The 23,244-nt window shown below is 63.5% G+C and carries 19 protein-coding genes and 1 tRNA gene; 12 read left to right on the top strand and 8 right to left on the bottom strand.

The features are described from left to right. The 8 genes from AB843_RS14065 (at position 1) to AB843_RS14030 (ending at position 9,097) form a co-directional block, all read left to right on the top strand. On the top strand, positions 1-2,073 hold the full coding sequence (locus AB843_RS14065) for a hypothetical protein (RefSeq protein ID WP_048647499.1): 2,073 nt from the start codon (positions 1-3) through the stop codon (positions 2,071-2,073). Continuing rightward, positions 2,060-2,542 (top strand): hypothetical protein, encoded by a 483-nt coding sequence (locus tag AB843_RS14060; RefSeq protein ID WP_048647498.1) that lies wholly within the window; start codon positions 2,060-2,062, stop codon positions 2,540-2,542. The genes AB843_RS14065 and AB843_RS14060 overlap by 14 nt, the downstream gene beginning before the upstream one ends. Further along, positions 2,529-2,999 (top strand): GNAT family N-acetyltransferase, encoded by a 471-nt coding sequence (locus AB843_RS14055; RefSeq protein WP_082143828.1) that lies wholly within the window; start codon positions 2,529-2,531, stop codon positions 2,997-2,999. The genes AB843_RS14060 and AB843_RS14055 overlap by 14 nt, the downstream gene beginning before the upstream one ends. Next, complete coding sequence (locus AB843_RS14050; protein WP_048647496.1) at positions 2,989-3,945, top strand: hypothetical protein; 957 nt, start codon at positions 2,989-2,991, stop codon at positions 3,943-3,945. Before AB843_RS14055 ends, AB843_RS14050 begins: the two co-directional genes overlap by 11 nt. Before the next feature lie 87 nt (positions 3,946-4,032). Next, positions 4,033-4,662, top strand: a complete 630-nt coding sequence (locus AB843_RS14045; RefSeq protein WP_157384510.1) for a hypothetical protein — start codon at positions 4,033-4,035, stop codon at positions 4,660-4,662. A gap of 4 nt (positions 4,663-4,666) precedes the next feature. Next, positions 4,667-6,112, top strand: a complete 1,446-nt coding sequence (locus tag AB843_RS14040) for a hypothetical protein (RefSeq protein ID WP_157384509.1) — start codon at positions 4,667-4,669, stop codon at positions 6,110-6,112. Next, positions 6,109-8,472, top strand: a complete 2,364-nt coding sequence (locus AB843_RS14035) for a hypothetical protein (protein ID WP_157384508.1) — start codon at positions 6,109-6,111, stop codon at positions 8,470-8,472. The genes AB843_RS14040 and AB843_RS14035 overlap by 4 nt, the downstream gene beginning before the upstream one ends. Then, positions 8,462-9,097, top strand: coding sequence for a TIGR02594 family protein (locus tag AB843_RS14030; protein WP_157384507.1), 636 nt, complete (start codon positions 8,462-8,464; stop codon positions 9,095-9,097). Before AB843_RS14035 ends, AB843_RS14030 begins: the two co-directional genes overlap by 11 nt. 274 nt (positions 9,098-9,371) lie before the next feature. On the opposite strand, the gene AB843_RS14025 is transcribed toward AB843_RS14030, so the two are convergent. Continuing rightward, positions 9,372-9,446: transfer RNA gene (locus AB843_RS14025), tRNA-Val, on the bottom strand. 142 nt (positions 9,447-9,588) lie between these two features. Then, entirely contained in the window at positions 9,589-9,951 is a 363-nt protein-coding gene (gene cpdR, locus AB843_RS14020) for a cell cycle two-component system response regulator CpdR (RefSeq protein WP_008599113.1), read from the bottom strand. Positions 9,952-10,132: 181 nt separating this feature from the next. On the opposite strand from cpdR, the gene AB843_RS14015 reads away from it, so the two are divergent. Both AB843_RS14015 and hisN read left to right on the top strand, forming a co-directional pair. After that, a complete protein-coding gene (locus tag AB843_RS14015; protein ID WP_048647591.1) occupies positions 10,133-11,023 on the top strand; it encodes an N-formylglutamate amidohydrolase in 891 nt (296 codons plus the stop codon). A gap of 245 nt (positions 11,024-11,268) precedes the next feature. Then, positions 11,269-12,039 (top strand): histidinol-phosphatase, encoded by a 771-nt coding sequence (gene hisN, locus AB843_RS14010; RefSeq protein WP_048647491.1) that lies wholly within the window; start codon positions 11,269-11,271, stop codon positions 12,037-12,039. 15 nt (positions 12,040-12,054) lie between these two features. Here the strand turns inward: hisN and AB843_RS14005 are convergent, their stop codons facing one another. Then, positions 12,055-13,020, bottom strand: coding sequence for an alpha/beta fold hydrolase (locus AB843_RS14005; protein ID WP_048647490.1), 966 nt, complete (start codon positions 13,018-13,020; stop codon positions 12,055-12,057). Positions 13,021-13,444: 424 nt separating this feature from the next. Between AB843_RS14005 and AB843_RS14000 the strand changes: the two genes are divergently transcribed. Continuing rightward, a complete protein-coding gene (locus tag AB843_RS14000; RefSeq protein WP_048647489.1) occupies positions 13,445-13,924 on the top strand; it encodes an Hsp20 family protein in 480 nt (159 codons plus the stop codon). A gap of 127 nt (positions 13,925-14,051) precedes the next feature. Here the strand turns inward: AB843_RS14000 and AB843_RS13995 are convergent, their stop codons facing one another. The 5 genes from AB843_RS13995 to AB843_RS13975 form a co-directional block, all read right to left on the bottom strand. Beyond that, the gene (locus AB843_RS13995; RefSeq protein WP_425286818.1) at positions 14,052-14,618 is read right to left on the bottom strand and encodes a DoxX family protein; all 567 of its coding nucleotides are present in this window, start codon (positions 14,616-14,618) and stop codon (positions 14,052-14,054) included. Positions 14,619-14,625: 7 nt separating this feature from the next. After that, positions 14,626-15,432 carry an HvfC/BufC N-terminal domain-containing protein gene (locus AB843_RS13990; RefSeq protein ID WP_048647488.1) on the bottom strand — a complete coding sequence of 269 codons (807 nt, stop codon included), beginning with the start codon at positions 15,430-15,432 and terminating at the stop codon, positions 14,626-14,628. After that, complete coding sequence (gene bufB, locus AB843_RS13985; RefSeq protein WP_087587113.1) at positions 15,416-16,339, bottom strand: MNIO family bufferin maturase; 924 nt, start codon at positions 16,337-16,339, stop codon at positions 15,416-15,418. The genes AB843_RS13990 and bufB overlap by 17 nt, the downstream gene beginning before the upstream one ends. A gap of 107 nt (positions 16,340-16,446) precedes the next feature. Beyond that, positions 16,447-16,770 carry a BufA1 family periplasmic bufferin-type metallophore gene (locus AB843_RS13980; RefSeq protein ID WP_048647486.1) on the bottom strand — a complete coding sequence of 108 codons (324 nt, stop codon included), beginning with the start codon at positions 16,768-16,770 and terminating at the stop codon, positions 16,447-16,449. Positions 16,771-16,897: 127 nt separating this feature from the next. Further along, positions 16,898-17,953, bottom strand: coding sequence for a threonine aldolase family protein (locus tag AB843_RS13975; RefSeq protein WP_048647485.1), 1,056 nt, complete (start codon positions 17,951-17,953; stop codon positions 16,898-16,900). A gap of 553 nt (positions 17,954-18,506) precedes the next feature. On the opposite strand from AB843_RS13975, the gene gltB reads away from it, so the two are divergent. After that, positions 18,507-23,237 carry a glutamate synthase large subunit gene (gene gltB / locus AB843_RS13970; protein WP_048647484.1) on the top strand — a complete coding sequence of 1,577 codons (4,731 nt, stop codon included), beginning with the start codon at positions 18,507-18,509 and terminating at the stop codon, positions 23,235-23,237. Positions 23,238-23,244 lie beyond the last annotated feature (7 nt).

Genomic DNA, 23,244 nt, shown 5'->3' with positions numbered 1-23,244 from the left:
ATGGGCCAGATTTGGGTCAGAGAGTTCACGGGCGGTCTCGACAGCCGGCGCTTGCCTGAAACGACATCGGGTGGAGTGCTGATCCAGGCTGTCGACGGCCACATCACGCGCGGTGGCGAGTTCGAAAGTCGCGCCGCGTTCGTCGAAGAATATGTGCTTCCTGAAGGCACCGTCGGCATGGCGAATACCCGCGCCGGCGTGGTTGTTTTCGGCAACATCACCGACCCCGGTGTGCCGTCTGGCGTGACCTATCAGAGACTTGAGCACCCGACGGATACGATGCTCGAGCTGATCGACGTCCCGAGCTTCGATCTTTACGCCGGAAAGATTTACGCCGTCGCGGTGTTTTCCGACGGTAGTCGCCACCATTTTTACGACGGCGTTAGGGTCGAAGATTGGTTCGACGGCCGCGCCCGTGTCGGTTTTCGTGTTGTTGGCGGTGTCGAAAGCGCGGCGCTGTCGGCGGAAGGTTCGTTCGCCATCACCGCCGGCACGCTCGCTGGCGGCAACGAAGTCAGCAGCGTCACGGTCAACAGCGTCGAGATCATGTCGGCCGCCGTGGCGCACACGGGTGACAATGACACGACGGCAGCGGCCATCGCGGCGAACATCAACGCCCACACGTCCACTCCGAATTACACAGCCAGCGCCACCACTAACACGGTGACGATCATCGCGGCGGATGCAGGTGCGGCGGCGAATGGCTACGTTGTGCTGCCGACGCCAGGCGGTGACGTGGAAATCAATGACATCGTCAACATGGCGGGCGGCGCCGATGACGCGACTTCGATGGTGACGTCCATCCAGGTCGCGGGTGTCGAAGCGCTTGCCGGCACGGTTGATTGGTCGACGAACAACACGACCGCCGCCGAGGCGATCGCGGCTTCCATCAATTCGGCCGTTTCGACACCGGATTACTCGGCGATCACGATCGACGATAACGTCGTCATCCTGGCCGAAGACAGCGGTGAAGCCGAAAACGGCAAGCCCGTGGTCGTCACGGTCGCCAATGGCTTCCAGATTACGCCATCGTCCGGTCTGCTCATGGCCGGTGGAGCGGAGGCCGACGACACGTTTCCGCCGGGGCTGTTCGTCAAGACGAACGGGGCGAAGATGAACGCTTTGTCAGGCCCGAATTGGCATTTCTCGGGCATCCAGAAACCGACCGGCTGGACCACGGACAACACAGGCGCGGGCTTCGTCGACTTGTCAACTTATTCTTCCGGTTCGGAAGAAGTGATTGCATTGGCGCAGTACCAGAATTTCACTGCGATTTTCGCCGAGACGAACATCCAGATATGGTTCACGGACCCCGATCCGGCGCTCAACCGACAGGTGCAGATACTCAATAACACGGGTACGGTCAGTCCCCATTCTGTGACGCAGTTCGGCGACAGCGATCTGTTCTACCTGAACGAAAGCGGACTTCGCTCATTGCGGGCGCGTGACGCTTCGAATGCTGCGTCCACTACGGATATCGGCAGCCCGGTCGATACGCTTATCATCGATGTGTTGACGGGCGTCGGCGCGACGGGGCGAGACAGTATCTTCGGTTTAATTGAGCCGCAGCAAGGCCGCTTTTGGCTGGTCATGGCGGACCAGATTTTCGTCTTATCATTCTTCAGCGGCGCAAAGGTGAGCGCGTGGACGATCTACAAGCCAGGTTTCGTTACCGACAGAGCGATGGTTTTTGGCAAGCGCGTCTATCTGCGCTCCGGCAATTCGATCTACGTTTACGGCGGGCTTGGCGAAGAACTCACATACGACGCCACGGAAGCCATCGCGCAGTTGCCTTTCCTCGACGCTGATCAGCCGACGCAGAAGAAACACTTCAAAGGGTACGACGCGGCCGCGCGCGGCGAATGGAAAGTGTACGCCTATCTGGCGCCGGAGAACCAGGACGCACGCGACAAGCTCGGCATCGTGGCCGGCACGACCTACAACTCAGAAGGCACGCTGCCAGTGATCGGGTCATCGACGCACATAAGCTTGATGTTCAGGTCGCAGGGCGTTGGCCCTCACAAATTGGGCGCGGTGGTCATCCATCACGATCTTGACGATGCTGAAGATTGACGCCCCGACAGAAGACACGGTGCGCCACGTCGCGAAGCATATGCGTGACGGCGACGTTCGTGAGTTCCTGGCGGTGTCGTTCGCCGAGACGCGCGAGGAATTGGCCGAAATCCTTGTCGAGCGCTATGGCCAGCACGACAGCGTCTTCTGCTTCTTCGACGAGGAAGAGCCGGTCGGCGTCGGCGCATTGATCGAAGGAAGGCCGAACGTCACGACGCTGCTGTTCTTCGCCACCGACAAGTTCCCGTCGTTGGCGCTCGGCATCGCCAAGTTCACCAAGAACCGGCTGTTTCCGCGCTACCGTGCCGCCGGCGTTCACCGTATCGAGGCGATCTCGATTGCGGGGCACGACGACGCGCATCGCTGGATCCAGATGGTTGGGTTGTCGCCGGAAGCGGTCATCCCGGGCTTCGGGAAGAACGGTGAGGCGTATCACCAGTTTGCCTGGGTGGCCGATGATGTTCGTTAGATTGGCGCTGGAGAGTGATTTCGAGGCCATCATGCGCATGGGCGCGGCGAATGTCTCGGAGACTTGCCCAGGCGAGGGCTATGACACGGCCGTGGTTGCGGAAACGCTTCAGCGCTATCTCGACACGGCCAACCCGACCTTCTTCGTTTGCGAACGTGAGCGAGAAGTCGTTGGTTTCCTTCAAGCGTACATGCTGGCCCACGACCACAGGGCTGGACTTTATACGGTGCAGAAGGTACTTTACGTGTCGCCGGAAAATCGCGGAACTCGGGCAGCCGTTCTTCTCATCAAAGAGCTTATCCGTTGGAGCGAATTGCTCGGGGCGGACAGGATCGAAGGTGGCAACGACAACTCTTTCCAATCGGAACGAACCGCAAAGTTCTTGAGCCATTTCGGGTTCGAACAAGTCGGTTTCGCCATGCGGAAACGTCTGGAAGAACGCAGCGATGGGCGGTAAGAGCGGCGGAAACGAAGCGGAACTGGCGCGCAAGGACGAACAGGCGCGGCAACAGCGCATTCGCGAAGGCACCAACGCCATCAACCGCACATTCGACGGTGGACCCGCTGGTACGGGCGCTCTGGGCGCCGGCGCGACCTATGATCCGAACGCCACCTACTACAACGCCGACGGCACGGTGTGGAGGCCGTCAAACCCGAACGCCGTTACGCCCGGGCCGGCGCCGCAAAACTCTCTCGGGGGCATCTTCGGTGGCGGTTTCATCTCTCCGCCGGGCAACGCGGCGCAGCCGGAGGACAAAACCGCTCCGCTCGCAAGGTTTCTCGGCGGCATAACCGGCATTCCAGGCATCGCCGGCGGGGCGCAGAAAACCCCCCAACAGGAATTCCAGGAACTGCTGAAAAGCGGAAAGCTTTTCTCCGGTGTCGAAACGCGAACCGGCTTCGATGACAGCTTCTTCGAAGGTCGGCGCAACAGCTTCCTTGACTACTATGCGCCGCAGCTCGAAGACCAATATAGCGACGCGCAGAAGGAACTGACCTTTGCCCTGGCGCGTGGCGGCAATCTGAACAGTTCCACGCGCGGCGAACAAGTCGGCGATCTACAGAAACTGTTCGACACGAATGAACGCTCGATCGCCGACCAGGCGCTGGCCCACGAAAACCAGGCCCGCACGGCGGTCGAAGACGCACGCGGCGATCTCATCTCGATGCTGAACGTGACCGGCGATGCGGAAGGCGCAGCCAACTCGGCATTGACCCGCGCCTCGGTGCTGTCGAAACCGGCGGCGTATGACCCTCTCGGCCAGCTCTTCGTCGATTTCACGGCCGGGCTTGGCACGCAGGCCGCGCAAGAGCGCGCGGCGGCAGCCAGCGGTGGCGGCTACAAGCCCCGGTACGACACCGGACTGTTCGGCAATACCGGCCGTGTCTCGGTTCGGGCATAGGAGGCGGATTTGTGCGACCCAATTACAATCGCCGGGATTGCTCTAACCGCCGGTTCGACCATCGCGAACACCATCGCGCAGAGCAAGGTGCAGAAGGCGCGCGACCAGGCGTTGGCCGCTGAACGCATTCGCCAGCGCGGGTTCGACCAGGAGGCCGACGCGCTCAACCTTCAGTCGCGCGAGCGATACGATGATTTCGACGATCAGCAGACGGAACGCGGCGACGAGCTCGGCGAATATTTCACCGATCAGCAGATCGAGAACGCCAACGAAAATGCTGTCGCCGCGCAGGAGATGGTTGTCCCGCAGTCAAGTTCGAACATCACTGTACGCGAAGAGCAGAAGCAGCGCGGCAAGGCAAACGCCTTCTCAGACCAACAGGGGGAGGCCCTTGGCGATCTTCGGGCGTTCGGTGATTTGCTCGGCGGCATCGGCCGCGAACAGGCGCGCGACGCCGGACAGATCGGTCAGATCGGCGGCTTCAAACGCGGCTCGTCAAGCATCGTTCCGTTGGAGCTAGAGGCGGCGAACAGCGCCGGCGCGGGGCTGAACATGCTCGGCGACGTGCTCGGCCTCGGCGGCAGTTTCGCGCTCAACAAGGGTTTGAGCGGCGGGTCGTTGTTTGGGGGTGGCGCCAAGACAGTTGATCCGTGGGCCGGAATGCGAACCGCGGGAACGCGAGTGCCGTCGGGTGGTCTCGTCAGGCTTTACGGGTGATATGATGGCAGTACGGGTTAACGGCTATTTCAATAATCCGGCTTTCGCACAGGCTGCCGGGAACCTGTCCGCGCTCTTCGCGCCGCCAAGTGGCGCCGACGCAGCCGGGTGGGCAACGGCCAACGCGAAAAAGGAAGAGGCCGCGCGCCTGGCGCAGCTTTTTGAACTGGCGCAGTACGAAGGCGCCGACATGACGAAGTTCGACCGCATGGGCGTCGCCAGCGGCCGCTACAACCCGAACCAGTCCTACTACAGCGTGGACCAGGGCAACGCCGTGACGCGTCGCGGGCAGGACATCACCGCCAACACGTCGATCGCCAACAACGCAGCCGACAACGCACGAGCGCTCCAAACGAACCGTCTGGACAACCAGCGTGGCGCATTGACGCAGTTCTACCAGCCGCTGAACCCGGATCAGGTCAGGCCAGAAGTGCCGGAAGAAATGGCCGCGCTTCTCGGCCTGCCCGGCGCAGTCGCGCCGACGCAGGGCCTGCCCGGCAGGCCTACGGAGGCCGAAGTCAAGGGCAGCATCATCGCCGGCATGTCGGAAGACGAGCAGCGGGCCATCGGCTTCGGCAACACGCCGGTCGAGAGCGTCGTTACCGGCGACGGGCCTCGCATCGCAACACGGCTTGACAGCATCGGTCAGGAACCTGTCTTGCCGGAGCGCTCGACGGGTACGATCCGCATGTACAAGACGAGCGACGGCCGTGAGGGTCGCACAGTCGACGGTATCCGCGATATGGTGACGGGTGGTGAAATCCCGGCTGACGCTCGCGTTGGCACGATCAGCGATACCTCGGAGAGCTTTGGCACGTCGGAACTGTCTAAGGCGCGAGAAAATGTCCTGGGCCGTCGAGCCGGTGTGCAGAGCATGGTTCAGCAGGTTATGTCGATCGACGAGCAGTTGGCGGGAGCCAACGCAGATCAGACCGTTGGCATTGTCGGCGGCGCGGCTCGGATATTCAATGACATCGCGACGCAGACCGGCGCTGTTCTCCGCGCTGCCGGCGTTGATGCGCCGGAAGGTCTGCGCGATGTCATGACTTACCAGGACACCTTCCGAACGCTTGGTGTGCAGAATGCCGAATTGCAGTCCGGCCTGCTCGATCTCGCCTATGCCACGGCCCAATCCCGTGAACCTGGACGCTTGACCGAGGCCGACATTGATCGAGCCCTGCGCACCATTGGTGCGAACCTGCAAGATCCGATGGCGATGCGCCAGGTTCTGCGTGGCGCTGTTCAGCGCGCGACGACGGATTATCGCGCCACGGAAAGCACGCTCATGGACGCCTACGGCGACAATCTCAACTTGCAGCCGGCGCAGTTCCCTGAAATCCCGCCAATTGGCGGCGCTGCGCCGGCTGCGGGCGCCGCTCCTGCGGCTCCGGCTGGCGGTGACGGCTGGATCGAGATGCCGAACGGCGTCCGCGTCAAGGAGCGCCGTTGATGCCCGTATTCGAAGTCCAAACGCCCGATGGCCGTATCTTCGATGTCGAAGCGCCGGATATGAACGCCGCCGCTCAGGCCGCGCAGGAGTTCGCGAGTGGCGGGCCGGCGCAGCCGCGTTCGTCGACGCAGGATTTTCTGGACGGAACCGGCGCGTTCAATGATCCAGTGCCAATGGGCGCGGCGCCTCCGCAGTCCGCCGCACCGAGCATCCCGCAGCAACTTGGCCGAGCGCTCCAGACGAATGTTCAAGGCGTTGGCCGCGGTCTCGCCAATCTCGCCGGCATGCCCGCCGATCTGGCCGGCGCAGCCGTGGACCTTGGCCTCGCCGGCGCTCAAAAAGGTGTCAACATGTTCCGCGACGAGCCGGTCGAATTGCCGCGGCTCGGGCAGATGCCCATGGGTAGCCAGCATCTCAAGGACAGCGCTTCCGAAATCATGCGCGCAATCGGCATTGACCCGATATCGCGTGAACAGATGTCCCCGACAGAGCGGCTGCACGGCGATGTGCTGGAATTCGGCACCGAGGCAGGTGCGGCGGGCAAGCTGCTGAGTGATGTCGCGAGCCGCCGATTTCCGCAGGGGCAGACGGCCGGTGTCAAACCCGGCGCGCTCGATGGGCTGTTGCAGCCCTACATCGGACGCGGCTCGGCCCCGATCGCAACCGACATCGCCGCGGGCATGGGCTCCGGCGCTGGCTACAATTACGCGGATGAGAATTTCCCCGACAGCGACGCAGCGAAGCTGATCGGCATGCTGGCTGGCGGCGTCGGCGGCGCGGCGTTGTCCGATCTGCCTGGCATGGTCGGTGGTGTCGCGGGGAAAGCAGCCGGGTTCGCACCGTCGGACGTGCCTTACGGCGCCGGCGGTGCTACGCCGACCAGCCGTCGCGTCGTGCAGCATACACGCAATATGCTGGAAGAACAGGCGACCGACAGCAAGGCGGCTCGAGACAGGGTGGCCGAACGTATGGCTGAGGCAGAGCGCCTGGGCGAGCCCATGCCGACCACCGGCATAGCCAGCGATGATATTGGCATGATCGCGCTGGAGCGCGGCAGCCGGACACGCAACACCGTGCCGTTCGAAGAAGCTGACCAGCTTCTGGTCGATGCGGCGCAGGAGCGCATTTCCGGGTTGCGCGATCCTGGCGCCGATCAGAGTGCGGTGGCTCGGGAAATCCAGCAGCGGCCGGAGCAATTGGCGGCAGACCGCGACGCGGCTGCGCTGCCGTTGCTGCGCCAGGCTGAACAGTCCGGCGCAGTTGTTGATCCGCAGCCGGTCGTCGACGTGATCGACGGAATGTTGAAGGAAGCGAAGCGCCCGCCAGTCGTCAGCGCGTTGACCGATGCCCGACGGATGCTCAACGCCGCGGGAACGGATCAGCTCGACACTTCGGTCTCCGGCCTCTACGAGACCCGCAAGGCGATCAACGACATCATCGAGGGACGCAGCGAGACGCCGACCGGACGCTACGCGAAGAAGGAGCTGATTGAAGTCCGTGACGCCCTGGACACGCAGATCAAGGCTGTGGCGCCCGAGTTTGGCCAGTATCTCGACACGTACAAGGCCGGGAGCCGTCCGCTCGACATCTTCGGAGACAGCCGTGCCGTCGCCAAGCTCGCCGAGACGGACCCGCGCAACGTCGCCAAGCAGGTGCTCAGCGGCGCCGAATACGGCACTGAAGGCATGCTGAAGGAAATCCACACGTCGCTGAAGAACAATCCGGAAGCGCTGCGTGGGTGGAAGGCCGCCGTCGCGGATGTGTTGGTCGACAAGGTGACGAACACCAACACGGCCCTGACGCGCACGAGCGACGGCCCGGTCTCGATCGCCAAACTGCAACAGGTCTGGAAGCAGCACGAGAAGGATCTGGCGCAGATTTTCGCGCCCGACGAAATGGCCGCGGCGAACCGGGCACACAAGCTGCTCGAGCCGTTGGGCAATCTGTCGCGTAAATCGATCGCGGGTTCGCCGACGGCGATGAACCAGCAGCTCGTCAACGCCATGGAGGCCGGTATCCTGGCCTACACGGGCAACGCCATCAAGACGGGCATGATCATGAAGCGGCTGCGCGTGGCAGCGAACCTTCTGCCTGGCGTCAAGGACATGACGCTGGAAGCGCAGATGGGCAAGTTCGTCGAACGCATGTGGTTCGACCCCGAGCTGTTCGTCCACGTCATGGACAAGCCGGTTCGCGAGATGGAGCGGCCGCAGTGGAATGCGAAGTTGAACCGGCTGATCGCCGGTACGGAGTTCATCCGCGCCGACCCCGAGGAAGACGACGAGATCGGCGCCATCATGCGCGGCAGCGGCCGGCGCGGGCTGGATGAAGACATGGAGCGCGCGATCAATGGGAATTGACCTTGCCCGATCGATGCTTGGCCGGAACGAGATTTCCGAACGCGAAGCCATTCAGGAGTATCTGAAGAACGGCGGTGTCAACCTCGATCCCGCTACAACGGCCTGGTGCGCCGCATTCGTGAACTCAACGCTGAAACAGTCCGGCGTGGAAGGCACCGGGTCCAACATGGCTCGCAGCTTCATGAATTGGGGCGAGGCCGTCGATCAACCGCAACGCGGTGATTTGGCCGTGTTTTCGCGCGGCGATCCGAACGGGCCCTTTGGGCATGTTGGCTTCTTCGAGGGGTTGAACCCTGACGGGACAGTAAAGGTGCTTGGTGGGAACCAGGGCAACGCGGTCAGCATCGCCAATTACCCGACTTCGCGGCTGCTCGGCTACCGTCGCGCGCCGGGGGGCGGGGTGGCTCCCGCGCAGCCGGGCGCGGGAGCGCCGCAAGTGGCTGACGGCGCACCACAGGCGCCCACGCAAGCGTTCGGCGACGCCGTGGCGCCGCGACCCGCGCAGGGTTTCGGTGACATTGTATCGACGTTCATGCAGCGCAGAAAGCAACGGGCCGAAGACGAGGCTGCGGAAAAACAGCGCCGAGCGGCACTGTTCGGTGATCTTGGTAATCTCTACGGCTAAAGCGCGATCGCCAGGGCCAGCAAGGCGAAGGCGTATAGTCCGATGACATAGGGCAGCGGTTCGCGGCCCATGTAGTTCAGAACGGCATCGATTTGTCGCTCAGACATGGTGTTCTCCTTAGACCTCAGAACATAGGCGCTCAAACGACATACGGCAAGGCGTCTAAAGTTGAGTGTTTTGGTTGACTAGCAGAATGACTACCAAAACTTTCGTGTCCGTCGAAAATCAGTCGCTGTCCGTTTGTCAGTTTCTCAATGTTTTCAGGGGTTTCGGATGGTGGGCGTGACAGGGATTGAACCTGTGACCCCTACGATGTCAACGTAGTGCTCTCCCGCTGAGCTACACGCCCATCCGACGCCGCGCATAGATCACATATTCGCGGCTGGCGTCAATAGGAAGATTGCGGCGATTTCGCTGCCTTCCCTGGAGTGCCCGAAGCATCGCCTCGAGGCGCGACCGGGATGCGGGCGCCCGGCTCGGGCCGGCCGGTTTCAGGCGGCCTGCAGCAGCTTTTCCACCTCGTTCACCAGATCGCGCAGGTGGAAGGGTTTCGACAGGACCTTGGCATCGCGCGGCGCGTTGGAATCGGGATTGAGCGCGACGGCGGCAAAGCCGGTGATGAACATCACCTTCAGGTCGGGATCGATCTCGGTTGCCCGGCGCGCCAGTTCGATGCCGTCCATCTCCGGCATGACGATGTCGGTCAGGAGCAGAGAGAAGGGCTCTTCGCGCAACCGCTCATAGGCGCCGGCGCCATTGTCGAAATCGACGACCTCATAGCCCGCCCGTTCGAGCGCCTTCACCAGAAAGCGCCGCATGTCATTGTCGTCTTCCGCAAGGAGAATCCGTGCCATTGTGCCGTCCGAATTGTGCAAGAGCGGCGTCCCGCAAACCGCGTCAGTATGATCAGCTATATGATTCTCGCGTGGTAAATATCAAGTGAATCCTGTCGTCCCCGTCCCGTTGCGGCTGGACAGGGGCCATTGCCGGTGGCAGGCTTGACGTGAACAAGGCTTGGTGGAGGCGCCGACACGCATGACTGCCGTTGCGGATTTCGAGCAGATCCCCGCATTCGAGGTGCGCTGGCCATCTCCGCAACGCTTTCCGTTCGTCTTCAACTCCCCGCATAGCGGCCGTCACTATCCACACCGCTTCCTGGCGATGAGCCGCCTCGACGCGGGGACCATCCGGCGCTCGGAAGATTGTTATGTGGATGAGCTGTTTTCGGGCGCGGTCGGCTGCGGCGCGCCGCTGCTTTCGGCGAACTTCCCGCGCGCCTATCTGGATGTGAATCGCGAGCCGTGGGAACTCGACCCGCGCATGTTCAGCGATCCGGTGCCGCCCTTCGCCAACATCCGCTCGCCGCGCGTGGCCGGCGGGCTCGGCACCGTGCCGAAACTGGTCGGTGAAGGGCTCGACATCTATCCCGGCCGTTTGCCGCTGTCGGAGGCGACCGGGCGCATCGAGGCGATCTATGTCCCCTATCACGCCTGCCTGAAACGGCTGTTGATCGATACCCATTGCGCTTTCGGCCATGGGGTCCTGATCGATTGTCATTCGATGCCCGCCGGCATCCGCTCGGGAGAGGGGGCGCTGCGCCCGGACTTCATCATCGGCGACCGGTTCGGTGTTTCCGCCGCGCCCGCCCTGACGGATTGCGTGATCGGCCTCTTATCGGCGCGCGGTTATTGTGTGGTGCACAATAAACCCTATGCGGGCGGCTTCATCACCGAACATTACGGCCGTCCGGCGCACGGCCTGCATGCGGTGCAGATCGAGATCAATCGCAGCCTGTACATGAATGAGCGGACCCTGGAGAAAACCGCAGGGTTTCACGCGCTGATGGACGATCTTACGGGATTCATCAGTGAAATGATGGGCTTGGCGGGGCACTACTTCGTCGAGTTTCCACAGGCGGCGGAATAAAGCGGCGATTCTTTGCAGGGCGCGATAAAAAAAGACCGCATCGCTTTGGCGACACGGTCTAAAGTCTAGGGAGGAAACGCCCAAAAGGGCATTAGGCAGAAGAGCTGCCCGACGCGAAGTTTATGTTGCGCTGCACAATTGTCAAGCGTTAACCAACACTTCACCATTGCAATGGCGGACAGGCTTGGCAAAAGTGGCGCCGCTTCAACGTCCGCCTTCCCAGCGCCAGATTCCAGGAGACATCGATGACGATCCAGCCGGCCCTGATGCGTCGCATCGCGGAAGCCGCCGCCGCCGAGACATTGCCGCGCTTTCGCCGTCCCGGCCAGGTCGACAACAAGCTTTCCTCCGGCTTCGACCCGGTGACGGAAGCCGACCGCGCCACCGAACGGGCCATCAGGGCGCTGCTCACCGAATCCTTTCCCGAGCACGGGATTCACGGCGAGGAATTCGGCCTCGAGCGCGAAGACAGCGACCATCGCTGGATCATCGATCCGATCGACGGCACGCGCGCCTTCATTTCCGGCCTGCCGCTGTGGGGAACGCTGGTCGGCCTGACCATCGACGGGCGGGCCGTGGCCGGCATGATGTCGCAGCCCTTCACCGGCGAATTGTTTTACGCGGTCGGCGAGGGCGCCCAATATGAAGGGCCGGGAGGACCGCGCGCGCTGCGTGTGCGCGATACGACCGAGCTTGCCGACGCCACCTTGTGCACCACCACGCCGGCGCTTTTCGATCCGCTGCGGCGGGTCGCCTATGACCGGGTCGAGGCGGCGGTCTGCCTGCCGCGCTACGGCACGGATTGCTACGCCTATGCGATGCTGGCCGCGGGCCAGATCGATCTGGTGATCGAAACGGGCCTCAATCCCTACGACATCGTCGCACTGATCCCGATCATCGAGCAGGCCGGCGGCATCATCACCAATTGGGCAGGCGGCCGGGCGGAAAGTGGCGGCGACATCATCGCCGCGGCAACGCCGGCCCTGCACGAGAAGGCGCTGGCGCTGCTGCGGTAAATCGCAACTGTGGAACTAGATACGGGGCTCGGATGAACCGCTTTCGTCTATGAAAGCGAAAAAGGCGGCAAGGGCCTGCTCACGATACAGATCGGCTTCCTGCAGCAATTCATGCCGCGCGCCGTCGATGGTCAGGAGCGAGGCGCTGCGCAACTGGGCCGCATAATTCTCGATGGCCGGCCTGGAGACCACGCGGTCGGCGCCGGCGGCCAGGAAAAGCAATGGAATGTGGATTCCCGCCATGAAAGCGGGATCGGTGACCCGGTCGATCGCCTGGAACATGGCACGGGTCCAGGCGACGGTCGGCCCGTTGATCGCCAGCCCGGGCCGCTGGACGACGGTCGCACGGTTGCGGGCGAAGCGCCGGGGATCGCTGCTCAGCGCAGCGCTGGAGAAGGGCGGCAGCTTGTCGCGGCCGCGCCGGCCGGGCATGTACAGTTTTCCAAGGCCGATCGCGTAGAGAAAATCGGCCAGGCGGCGCACCCAAAGTGCTGCGCGCGGCGTGGTCGGCAGGCCGAGCAACGGCGCCAGAAGAACCATCCGGCGCACGCGATTTGTCAGGTGGGGTGCGGCCAGAAGCGCGATCAGGACGCCAGTCGAATGCGCCAGCACATGATAGGGGCCGCGGCAGTCCGGCAATATGACGAACTCGAAGAACCGGTCCAGATCGCGCACATAGTCGCGAAAGTCCTCGATGTAACCCCGGTCCGGATCGTTCAGCAGCCGATCCGACCCGCCCTGGCCGCGCCAGTCGAGTATTGCCGAGCCGTAGCCCCTTTGCGCCAGATCATTGGCCGTCTCGAGATATTTCTCGATGTACTCGTTGCGGCCCGGCAGCAGCACGACCGTGCCCTTGTTGGTTTCGCCGCGCGGCGGGACCCGCGCAAAGCGCAGGCGGTATCCATCGGCAGTTTCAAAACTGCCGGTCACGGTTCCTTCAGGAACGGGATTTTGCGGAATCTCGACAAGAAGGTCGGCCATGCGCGAATCGGCTGCCTCAGGCGGGTTTGAAGGGCGGTATTCGCGTCGATTGATAGTGGCCGGCAGGAGTGAAGGCAAGGAACTCGCGGGGCTTTGCGGCCCGTTGCGCGAATGCCGGAAGCGGCGCGATGCCGCTTCCGGCGTTCCGCACCGGCTGGAAGGGACGTTACATCCGGTGCGTAGGCAAAGGCGAAAGCTCTGTTCGCCAAACAACTGATTGCAGAATAATTCGGCCAAGCTGAACGGTGCCCGATGCGCCTGTTCATCCGGCGTTCATCTGGCAAGCAATGGTCTTGAACACGCTTTTTGGCGCACCCATATGATTTCTGCGGCCGCCAGACGGGGCCGCTGGCCAGACAGCGAACGCCCATCGGGGTTTGCCGAATTTGGTCAAACGCAATGTTGCTCAACAGGAGAACAGACCATGCGTCATGTTGATTTTTCCCCTCTCTACCGCTCGACCGTCGGGTTCGACCGGCTTTTCACCATGCTCGACACGCTGGCCCAGCCCGAAGGCGGGCAGACCACCTATCCGCCCTACAACATCGAGCGCACCGGCGAGGACGCCTACCGCATCTCGATGGCCGTCGCCGGCTTCGGCCAGGACGACATCTCGATCGAGGCGCACCGCAACGCGCTGACGATCAAGGGTGAGAAGAATGGCGGCGAGAAGAATGGCGGTGAGAAGAACGGCGGCGGTGAAGTGCTTTACCGCGGTATCGCCGCGCGCAGCTTCGAGCGCCGTTTCCACCTGGCCGACCATGTCGAGGTGACGGGCGCCAATCTGGAGAACGGCCTTCTGCACATCGATCTGACGCGCAACATCCCCGAGGAGATGAAGCCGCGCCGCATTCCGGTCACTTCGGCGAACGGAGCGAAGAAGATCGAAGCCAAGGCCGCATAATCCCGGCGGTGTATCTCTTTGTTTCTCCGCATTTATGCGGACGTCAGGTGGCTCTACCTGACTGCAAAATGCTCTGGTGGCTTTCCGGCGGCGCCCTTTGGGGCGCCGCTTTCGTTTCAAGTCCTTGTCAGGCTGTGCGCCGGCGCGCAAGCCAGGCATCGACGGAAATACGCCCCGCGCCCTTGATCACCAGGGTCGCCAGCAGGAACACCCACAGCGTGCGCTGGTCCCAGATCAGGCCATCGGAAAAGCGGTCGAACCATGCGCCGGCGGTTTGCGCGCCGACCTTGTGGATGTTGATGTCGACATAGGACTGAACGAGCACGAAGACGATCATGCCGAGCGCCGCCACGCGCGTGAACAGGCCGACGACGACAAGCAACGGCAGGATGAATTCCGCATAGGTGCCGGACCAGACGACCAGCCCCCAGGGGATGAAGGAGACATTGGCGACGTTGCCGCCGGCGGCTTCCACCACCGGCAGGGCGATCTGGTAGTAGGCGCCGTCGGAAACGTGGAAGAAGCCGAGAACACCCTCGCCGACCTTGGTGCGGGCGGAACTGAGGAAATAGAAATACAGAACGGCAAGGAAGGTGAAGCGGGCGGCAAGGCCGAGGAACCAGCCGTCGAGCAGCCGCTCGACGTTGGAGAAGACGCGCGCGTGAAGCGTCGCGATGGCGTGGACGAAATGGATCACGATATCAGTCCTCATCATGGGTGGCTGGCTGGCAGGCGCTGAAAGCACCGCTTTCGATCAAGAGGCCGATTGCCGCCGCCAGATCGAAGCAAGGGTCGCCCTTTGCCGCCCATTCGACGGCTTCCTGCAGGGGAGCGCCGTCGCCCAACGCCAGAAGGAAAACGGCCTGGCTCGGCTCCACCCGGCGCACTTCCACCTGAAGGGCAGGGCGGGTGACGAGGACGTTTTCAGCAACACCGGCGTCGATGCGGTGCGGCATGGGGCCGCCGCGATGGGCAACGAAGATCGTGTGGATCGCGTAGTCGGAGCGCACCAGCCGCATGGCCGGATGGGGCGTGAAGCGGGTTTTCGCCAGCGCCTCGGGCGGGATCGCACTGATCTCGCCCGGCCATAGCGGAGCCTGGTCGGCGGCATGATAGGCATCGAGCCAGGCTCGTTCCAGGCGCGCCACGTCGGGCAGATAGGCCAGATGACGGATCGGCTCGAACGCCGCCAGGTGATCGGGCAAACCGTGCCCATACTCGAAGACCAGGCGCGAACGGGGCGGGTTCGCGCGCAGGAAATCGCGGGCGATCATACGGAAATTCCGCTCACCGAGGATCAGGGCCGTGGCCGGAAAGATTTCCGCCAGCGCGGTGACCAGGCTGTGCGTGACGTTGTTGCGGTAGACGTTGAAGCGCTTGGCGGCGGCCTTGCCGTGCGGTCCGATGACGAAGTCGGGTTCCGGGCGATCCGGTTCGAGGATCACCTGGCCGAAAACCTCTTCGAATGGCTGCTGCAACGGCGCGACGCCTTCAGGAGTGGAGCGCATGGGACTTCATGCTCCGGCCTGTCCGCTGGCGATGGGCGCCGAGAATGCGTTCGGCGGCGGCCGCCTCGGACCGCAGGATCGGCCATTCGGGAACATCCGCGTCCCATTCGACCAGGGTGGTGATCGGTCCGCATTGGCGGATCACGCGTTCATAGAGCGTCCAGACGGGATCGGCCACCGGCCGGTCATGGCTGTCGATCAACAGCGGCGCGCCCTCGTCGTCCTCCTGCTCGTCATGGCCGGCCAGATGGATTTCGCCGACATGGGCGAGCGGAAAATCGGCCAGGTAATCCGTGGCGCTGAACCCGTGATTGGTGGCCGAAACGAACACGTTGTTGATGTCGAGCAGCAGGCCGCAGCCGGTGCGGCGGACGATCTCGCGCAGGAAATCGGTCTCCGTCCACGTGGACTGGGCAAACAAGACATAGGTGGACGGGTTTTCGAGCAGCATCGGCCGGCCGATGGCTTCCTGCACCCGGTCGATGTGTTCGCAGACCCGCGCCAGCGTCCCGTCCGTGTAGGGCAGCGGCAGCAGGTCGTTGTAGAAGACGTCGTCATGGGTCGACCATGCCAGGTGCTCGGAGACCAGGAACGGCTCATAGCGCTCGACCAGGCCGGCGAAGCGATCGAGATGGGTCTGGTCGAGCGGGTTCAGTCCGCCGATCGACATGCAGACGCCGTGCAGGGACACGGGCAGCATGGCGCGGATTTTCGCCAGGGCCGCATGCGGCGGACCGCCGGCGCCCATATAGTTTTCCGCATGCACCTCGAGAAAGCCGATCGACCCGGGGTCGCCGGCTATTGCTTCGAGATGCTGTGGTTTGAAACTTGCGCCGGCGCGGCCGGCGGGTTCGAATGCCGGGAAACGGCCGTGAATTGTCGACGTGTCGATGGGATCGCGCGCCATGGTTTCGCCTCCCGGCATTCCCTTTTGAAGGTCAGGGCTAGCATCTTGCAGTCAGGTAGAATCACCTGACGTCCGCATAAATGCGGAAAACAAGGAACCAGATCGGGTCAGGACGCCATGTCGCGGTCGAGCGGCTCGGGCGAGCCCATGCGGTCGCCGGGCAGTTCCATCGTGGCGCAGGTGCCGCCATCGACGAATGTCCAGGCATTGCCCTGGTAATTGACCTTCGACGTGCCGGCGCAGGTGGTGCCGGGGCCCGCGGCGCAATCGTTCTGGCCGGCCAGCGCGACGCCGTAGCATTTCTCCTTGCCGGCATCCATTGCCGCCTTGACCTGATCCTGGCTCAGCGGCGCGGCGAAGGCGCCTGAGGACAGCGCTGCAGCCACCGTGCCTGCAATGTAGGCGGCGCTGAGTGCGATTTTCGTGGACATGGAGTTCTCCTCTCGAGGTCTGATGAGTCCGGGCGTTCTCACCCGGCGTCATCTTTCTTTCAGAGGGAACGCTCACTTGGAAATCAAGCGCCCGAGAGCGGACTTCACATGGCCGTGAGGGCTGGCGTTACCGGTTCGTGCCGATGGCCTGGGCGAGCATCGCCACGTCGTCGGCCTCCGTAGCGAAGCTGGTGACGAAGCGGTAGAGCGCTTCGTTCGGCGCGAGTGTGCCGTCGAAGGCGGCGGGCGTGTGCCATTGGTGGAAGCTGGCGCCGGCCTCGCGCAGCCGGGCTGCCGTCCGGGCTTCCATAACAGCGAAAACCTCGTTGGCCTCGGGCTGCCAGGCAAGCCGCACCGAACCAACGTTGCCGATTGCCTTGGCCAGGTGCGTGGCCATGGCATTGGCGTGCCTTGCAGTCTCGAGCCACAACCCGTCGGCGAAATACGCGGCGAACTGCGTTGCGACAAACCGCGATTTGGAGAACAGGTGTCCGGCGCGCATGCGCATGGACGGCAGATCGCCGGCCTTTGCCGGATCGAGGACGACGACCGCCTCGGCGCACCAGCAACCATTCTTGGTGCCGCCGAAGGAGACAATGTCGATGCCGCGCTTCCAGGTCATTTCCGCCGGGGTCGTTCCCAGAGCGACCAGCGCGTTGGCGAAACGCGCCCCGTCCAGATGCAGCGGAAGACCGTGCTCGCGGCACACCTGCGAAACGGCGTCGATCTGTGCGAGCTGGTAAATCGTGCCGATTTCTGTGGCTTGGGTGATCGTCACGGCGGTCGGCTGACCGCCATGGACGAAGCCCGCCGGATATTGGCGGATGGCGGTATCGAGGGCGTCGGGGTCGATGCGGCCGAGCCGCCCGTCGACGCCCCTCAGGCGCGCGCGCGTGAAGAACTCCTGGGCCCCGCCCTCGTCGGCGATGGCGTGCGCCTCGCTGTGACAGAATGCAATGCCGCCTGGCCGGCCAGCCCAGCTCATGGACAGTGCATTGGCCGCCGTGCCCGTGCCGACAAAGAAAACGCTCACATCGCGCTCGAAGATCTCGCTGAATGTCCGCTCGATCACACGGTCGAGTTCGCTGGTTCCATAGGCGGAGGCATAGCCGCCGGCGTTGTCAGAGAGCGCGGCGGCGATTTTCGGGTGGGCGCCCGCCCAATTGTCCGATGCGAAGTTCATGACTGGCGATCTTCCCTACAGGTTTGATGGCGAAGCGGCTCGGTCGCGACAAAGAGCAGCATGCGTGATTTGCCGCAAGACCCTTCCAGAAGGCTTCTCTTGGGACAGCCGCGCGCTCATCGCAATAAGACTGAAAGTTTCGTGATTTTCGGTGTGACGGAAACTTTCTTGCCCGCGTTGCGCAAAAATTTTGCATTTCCGTCTTGTGTCGTGCGTGGATTTCTGGCATTTGACTAAATAGGACAGTAGTGCTGTCTTATTTATTCGAGCAACGATACCGGATTTTGCGTTACAATCGGCCTTCCCGGCCATGGTAACGTGCCGGATGAACGGTGCGAGGCAGGTGGTCCGACGGCGTCGGAAAAACGATCGCGTTTGGCAAGAGTGCGCCGCCCAACTAAAAGAAACGCGCCGGAGCGGACCGGTGAAGCGTTCCTCCGGCTTCTAGAAGGATATGCCGTGCATACACCCCGGATGGCCCCTGGCGGCTGTCTGGCGACTGAACGACCGCCCCGGGCCGGACCCGCGGGCAGAACACATGAAGGAAGTTGCGATGACGGAAATGACGCCATCTTTGTCGATTGGGTTTGAACCCGCTGGACAAGCAGGGACGGCGGCCGTCAAACGCAACACGACGACGGCCACCGGCGCACCGCAGGCGCAGGGTCTCTACGATCCGCGCAACGAGCATGATTCCTGTGGGGTCGGCTTCGTCGCGCATCTGAAAGGCCAGCGCTCGCACGGCATCGTGCGGGACGGCCTGGCGATGCTGGAGAACCTGACCCATCGCGGCGCGGTGGGCGCCGATCCGCTGGTCGGCGACGGCGCCGGCATGCTGATGCAGATTCCCGACCTTCTGTATCGTGAGGAGTGGGCGGCACGCGGCGTGACGTTGCCGCAGCCCGGCGACTACGGCGTCGGCCACCTATTCATGCCGCGCGACAGCGCGCTGCGCGCGCATATCGACGAGGTGATCGCCGAGGTGGTGCGTTCGGAAGGCCAGGTGCTGATCGGCTTCCGCGACGTTCCCGTCGACAATTCCTGCCTGTCGAAGGCGCCCGACATCGCCGCGTCCGAGCCGGTGCACCGCCAGGTGTTCATCGCCCGTGGCGAAGGGATTACCGACGATGAGGATTTCGAGCGGCGGCTCTACATTCTGCGCAAGGTGATTTCCGGCAAGATCTACGAGGAGACCGGCGGGCGCGGCAACGGTTTCTACACCGTTTCCCTGTCGGCGCGGACCATCGTCTACAAGGGCATGTTCCTCGCCTATCAGCTCGGCGCCTATTACAAGGATCTGTCGGATCCGCGCTTTGATACGGCCCTGGCGCTGGTGCATCAGCGCTTCTCGACCAACACGTTTCCCTCCTGGGAACTGGCGCATCCCTACCGCATGGTCGCCCATAATGGCGAGATCAACACGGTGCGCGGCAACGTCAACTGGATGGCGGCGCGCCAGGCGTCGGTCGATTCGGAGCTGTTCGGCAACGACATCTCCAAATTGTGGCCGATCTCCTATGAGGGCCAATCGGACACGGCCTGCTTCGACAACGCGCTCGAATTCCTGCATCAGGGCGGCTACCCGCTCGTCCATGCGATGATGATGCTGATCCCGGAAGCCTGGGCCGGCAACCGGCTGATGAGCCCCGAGCGGCAGGCTTTCTACGAGTATCACGCGGCGCTGATGGAGCCGTGGGACGGGCCGGCGGCCGTTGCCTTCACCGATGGGCGGCAGATCGGCGCGACGCTCGACCGCAACGGCCTGCGCCCGGCGCGCTACATCGTCACCGACGACGACCGCGTGATCATGGCGTCGGAAGCCGGCGCGCTGGTGGTGCCTGAAGAGAAGATCGTCAAGAAGTGGCGGCTGCAGCCCGGGCGCATGCTGCTGATCGACCTCGAGGAAGGCCGCATCATTTCCGACGAGGACGTGAAGGCGGAGATCGCCACAAAGCACCCGTTCAAGAAGTGGCTCGACAACACCCAGCTCATCCTGGAGGATCTGAAGCCGGTGGAGCCGCGCGCGTTGCGCAAGGACGTGGCGCCGCTCGACCTGCAGCAGGCCTTCGGCTACACGCAGGAAGACACCAAGATGCTGATGGCGCCGATGGCCACGACCGGCCAGGAAGGCATCGGCTCGATGGGCACGGACACGCCGATCTCGGCCATGTCCGACAAGCCGAAGCTGCTCTACACCTATTTCAAGCAGAACTTCGCCCAGGTCACCAATCCGCCGATCGATCCGATCCGCGAGGAGCTGGTGATGAGCCTGGTGTCGTTCATCGGCCCGCGCCCCAACATCTTCGACCTGGTCGGCAGTTCGCGGCGCAAGCGGCTCGAAGTGCGCCAGCCGATCCTGACCAATGGCGATCTCGAAAAAATCCGCTCCATCGGCCACACGGAAGACCGTTTCGACACCAAGACGATCGACGTCACCTATGCCTCGGGCGAAGGCGATGCCGGCATGCGCGGTGCGCTGGAGCGCGTCTGTGACCGGGCCGAGGCGGCGGTGGCCGGCGGCTACAACATCATCATCCTGTCGGATCGGCAGATCGGCCCCGACCGCATCGCCATCCCGATGCTTCTGGCAACCGCCGCCGTCCATCACCACCTCATCCGCAAGGGGCTGCGCACGGCGGTCGGCCTGGTGGTGGAATCGGGCGAGCCGCGCGAGGTGCACCATTTCTGCTGCCTGGCAGGCTACGGTGCCGAGGCGATCAATCCCTATCTCGCCTTTGACACGTTGCTGGCCATGCACCGCGACAAGGCCTTCCCGCCGGAAGTCGATGCGCAGGAAGTGGTCAAGCGCTACATCAAGTCGATCGGCAAGGGCATCCTCAAGGTGATGTCGAAGATGGGCATCTCCACCTACCAGTCCTATTGCGGCGCGCAGATTTTTGACGCGGTCGGCCTGAAGAGCGATTTCGTCAAGCAGTACTTCACCGGTACGGCGACGACCATCGAAGGCGTCGGCCTGGAGGAGATCGCCGTCGAGACGGCCGGCCGGCACACCTCGGCCTTCAGCGACGATCCGGTTTTGAGGAACACGCTCGATGTGGGCGGCGAATATAATTACCGGGTGCGCGGCGAAGCGCATATCTGGTCGCCCGACGCGGTGGCGACGCTGCAGCATGCCGTGCGCGGCAAGTCCTGGGAAACCTATCGCGATTTCTCCAGGCTGATCGACAGCCAGGCGGCGGAGGCGAAGTCCATTCGCGGGCTCTTCGCCATCAAGACGGCGAAGGATACGGGCCGCAAGCTGGTGTCGCTCGATGCCGTGGAACCGGCGGCCGAGATCGTCAAGCGGTTCTCGACGGGCGCCATGTCGTTCGGCTCGATCAGCCGCGAGGCGCACACCACGCTGGCGCGGGCCATGAACGCGCTGGGCGGCAAGTCGAACACCGGCGAGGGCGGCGAGGAATCCGACCGCTATCTGCCGATGCCCGACGGTTCGGCCAATCCCGAGCGCTCGGCCATCAAGCAGGTGGCCAGCGGCCGCTTCGGCGTGACGGCGGAATATCTCGTCAATTCCGACATGATGCAGATCAAGGTGGCGCAAGGCGCCAAGCCCGGCGAGGGCGGGCAACTGCCTGGCCACAAGGTCGACGCAACCATCGCCAAGGTGCGCCACTCGACGCAGGGCGTCGGCCTGATCTCGCCGCCGCCGCACCATGACATCTATTCGATCGAGGATCTGGCGCAGCTCATCTTCGATCTGAAGAACGTCAATCCCGAGGGCGACGTGTCGGTCAAGCTGGTCTCCGAAGTGGGGGTCGGCACGGTGGCCGCCGGCGTCGCCAAGGCGCGCGCCGACCACATCACCATTTCGGGCTATGATGGCGGCACGGGCGCTTCGCCGCTGACCTCGATCAAGCATGCCGGCAGCCCGTGGGAAATGGGCCTCGCCGAGACGCACCAGACGCTGGTGCTGAACGGCCTGCGCAGCAGGGTCGCGCTGCAGGTCGATGGCGGCTTGCGCACCGGCCGCGATGTGATCATCGGTGCGCTTCTGGGAGCCGACGAATATGGATTCTCCACCGCGCCGCTGATCGCCGCCGGCTGCATCATGATGCGCAAGTGCCATCTGAACACCTGCCCGGTCGGCGTGGCGACGCAGGACCCGGTCCTGCGCAAGCGCTTCAAGGGCACGCCGGAGCATGTCATCAACTACTTCTTCTATGTGGCGGAGGAAGTGCGCCAGCTCTTGGCCGAGATGGGCTTCACCAAGCTCGACGACATCGTCGGTCAGTCCGATCTGTTGGAAAAGAGCACGCTGATCTCGCACTGGAAGGCGCGCGGGCTCGATTTTGCCAAGGTGTTCTACAAGCCGGACGCGCCGCGCAACGCGATCCACTGGACCGAGAGGCAGAAGCACCCGATCGACGATGTGCTCGACCGCAAGCTGATCGAAGGCGCCATGCCGGCGCTGGAGAAGCGCGAGCCGGTCTCGCTCGATGTGGCCATCTGCAACACCGACCGTTCGGCCGGCGCCATGCTGTCGGGCGAAGTGGCCAAGCGCTTCCGCCACAAGGGGCTGAAGGAAGACACGATCGCCGTGCGCCTGACGGGCACGGCGGGGCAGTCCTTCGGTGCCTTCCTGGCGCGTGGCGTCTCCTTCACGCTGGTGGGGGACGCCAACGACTATGTCGGCAAGGGGCTGTCGGGCGGCCGCATCGTCATCCGTCCGGCCGATGAGGCCAGGATCGTCGCGGAAGAATCGATCATCGTCGGCAACACCGTGCTTTACGGCGCCACCGAGGGCGAGTGCTACTTCCGCGGTGTCGCCGGCGAGCGCTTCGCCGTGCGCAATTCCGGTGCCGCCGCCGTCGTCGAGGGCGTCGGCGACCATGGCTGCGAGTACATGACGGGCGGCGTGGTGGTCGTGCTCGGCCAGACGGGCCGCAATTTCGCCGCCGGCATGTCGGGCGGCGTGGCCTATGTGCTGGACGAGGAAGGCGATTTCGCCGAGCGCTGCAACATGGCGATGGTCGAACTGGAGCCGGTGCCGGAGGAGGACGACATCCTCGAGAAGTTGCACCACCATGGCGGCGACATTGCGCATAAGGGCCGTGTCGACGTTTCCGGCGACATGACCCGCCACGACGAGGAGCGCCTGGCGCAACTCATCTCCAATCACCTGCACTTCACAGGTTCCGAACGCGCCCGGACGATCCTCGACAACTGGGTCGACTACCGTCCAAAGTTCCGCAAGGTGATGCCCGTCGAGTATCGCCGCGCGCTCGAGGACATGGAGCGGATGAAGCTCGGTCTGGCGGCGGAATAAGCCCCGG

The organism is Nitratireductor soli, assembly GCF_001050155.1.
GTDB classification, from domain to species: Bacteria; Pseudomonadota; Alphaproteobacteria; order Rhizobiales; family Rhizobiaceae; genus Nitratireductor; species Nitratireductor soli.
This window is presented reverse-complemented; position numbering and strand designations above follow the sequence as displayed.

Excerpts from the sequence above, each read along its gene's own strand:
- AB843_RS14065 (WP_048647499.1), top strand. The coding sequence starts at position 1 with ATGGGCCAGATTTGGGTCAGAGAGTTCACGGGCGGTCTCGACAGCCGG.
- AB843_RS14060 (WP_048647498.1), top strand. The coding sequence starts at position 2,060 with ATGCTGAAGATTGACGCCCCGACAGAAGACACGGTGCGCCACGTCGCG.
- AB843_RS14055 (WP_082143828.1), top strand. The coding sequence starts at position 2,529 with ATGATGTTCGTTAGATTGGCGCTGGAGAGTGATTTCGAGGCCATCATG.
- AB843_RS14050 (WP_048647496.1), top strand. The coding sequence starts at position 2,989 with ATGGGCGGTAAGAGCGGCGGAAACGAAGCGGAACTGGCGCGCAAGGAC.
- AB843_RS14040 (WP_157384509.1), top strand. The coding sequence starts at position 4,667 with ATGGCAGTACGGGTTAACGGCTATTTCAATAATCCGGCTTTCGCACAG.
- AB843_RS14030 (WP_157384507.1), top strand. The coding sequence starts at position 8,462 with ATGGGAATTGACCTTGCCCGATCGATGCTTGGCCGGAACGAGATTTCC.
- cpdR (WP_008599113.1), bottom strand. The coding sequence starts at position 9,951 with ATGGCACGGATTCTCCTTGCGGAAGACGACAATGACATGCGGCGCTTT.
- AB843_RS14015 (WP_048647591.1), top strand. The coding sequence starts at position 10,133 with ATGACTGCCGTTGCGGATTTCGAGCAGATCCCCGCATTCGAGGTGCGC.
- hisN (WP_048647491.1), top strand. The coding sequence starts at position 11,269 with ATGACGATCCAGCCGGCCCTGATGCGTCGCATCGCGGAAGCCGCCGCC.
- AB843_RS14005 (WP_048647490.1), bottom strand. The coding sequence starts at position 13,020 with ATGGCCGACCTTCTTGTCGAGATTCCGCAAAATCCCGTTCCTGAAGGA.
- AB843_RS14000 (WP_048647489.1), top strand. The coding sequence starts at position 13,445 with ATGCGTCATGTTGATTTTTCCCCTCTCTACCGCTCGACCGTCGGGTTC.
- AB843_RS13990 (WP_048647488.1), bottom strand. The coding sequence starts at position 15,432 with ATGCGCTCCACTCCTGAAGGCGTCGCGCCGTTGCAGCAGCCATTCGAA.
- bufB (WP_087587113.1), bottom strand. The coding sequence starts at position 16,339 with ATGGCGCGCGATCCCATCGACACGTCGACAATTCACGGCCGTTTCCCG.
- AB843_RS13980 (WP_048647486.1), bottom strand. The coding sequence starts at position 16,770 with ATGTCCACGAAAATCGCACTCAGCGCCGCCTACATTGCAGGCACGGTG.
- AB843_RS13975 (WP_048647485.1), bottom strand. The coding sequence starts at position 17,953 with ATGAACTTCGCATCGGACAATTGGGCGGGCGCCCACCCGAAAATCGCC.
- gltB (WP_048647484.1), top strand. The coding sequence starts at position 18,507 with ATGACGGAAATGACGCCATCTTTGTCGATTGGGTTTGAACCCGCTGGA.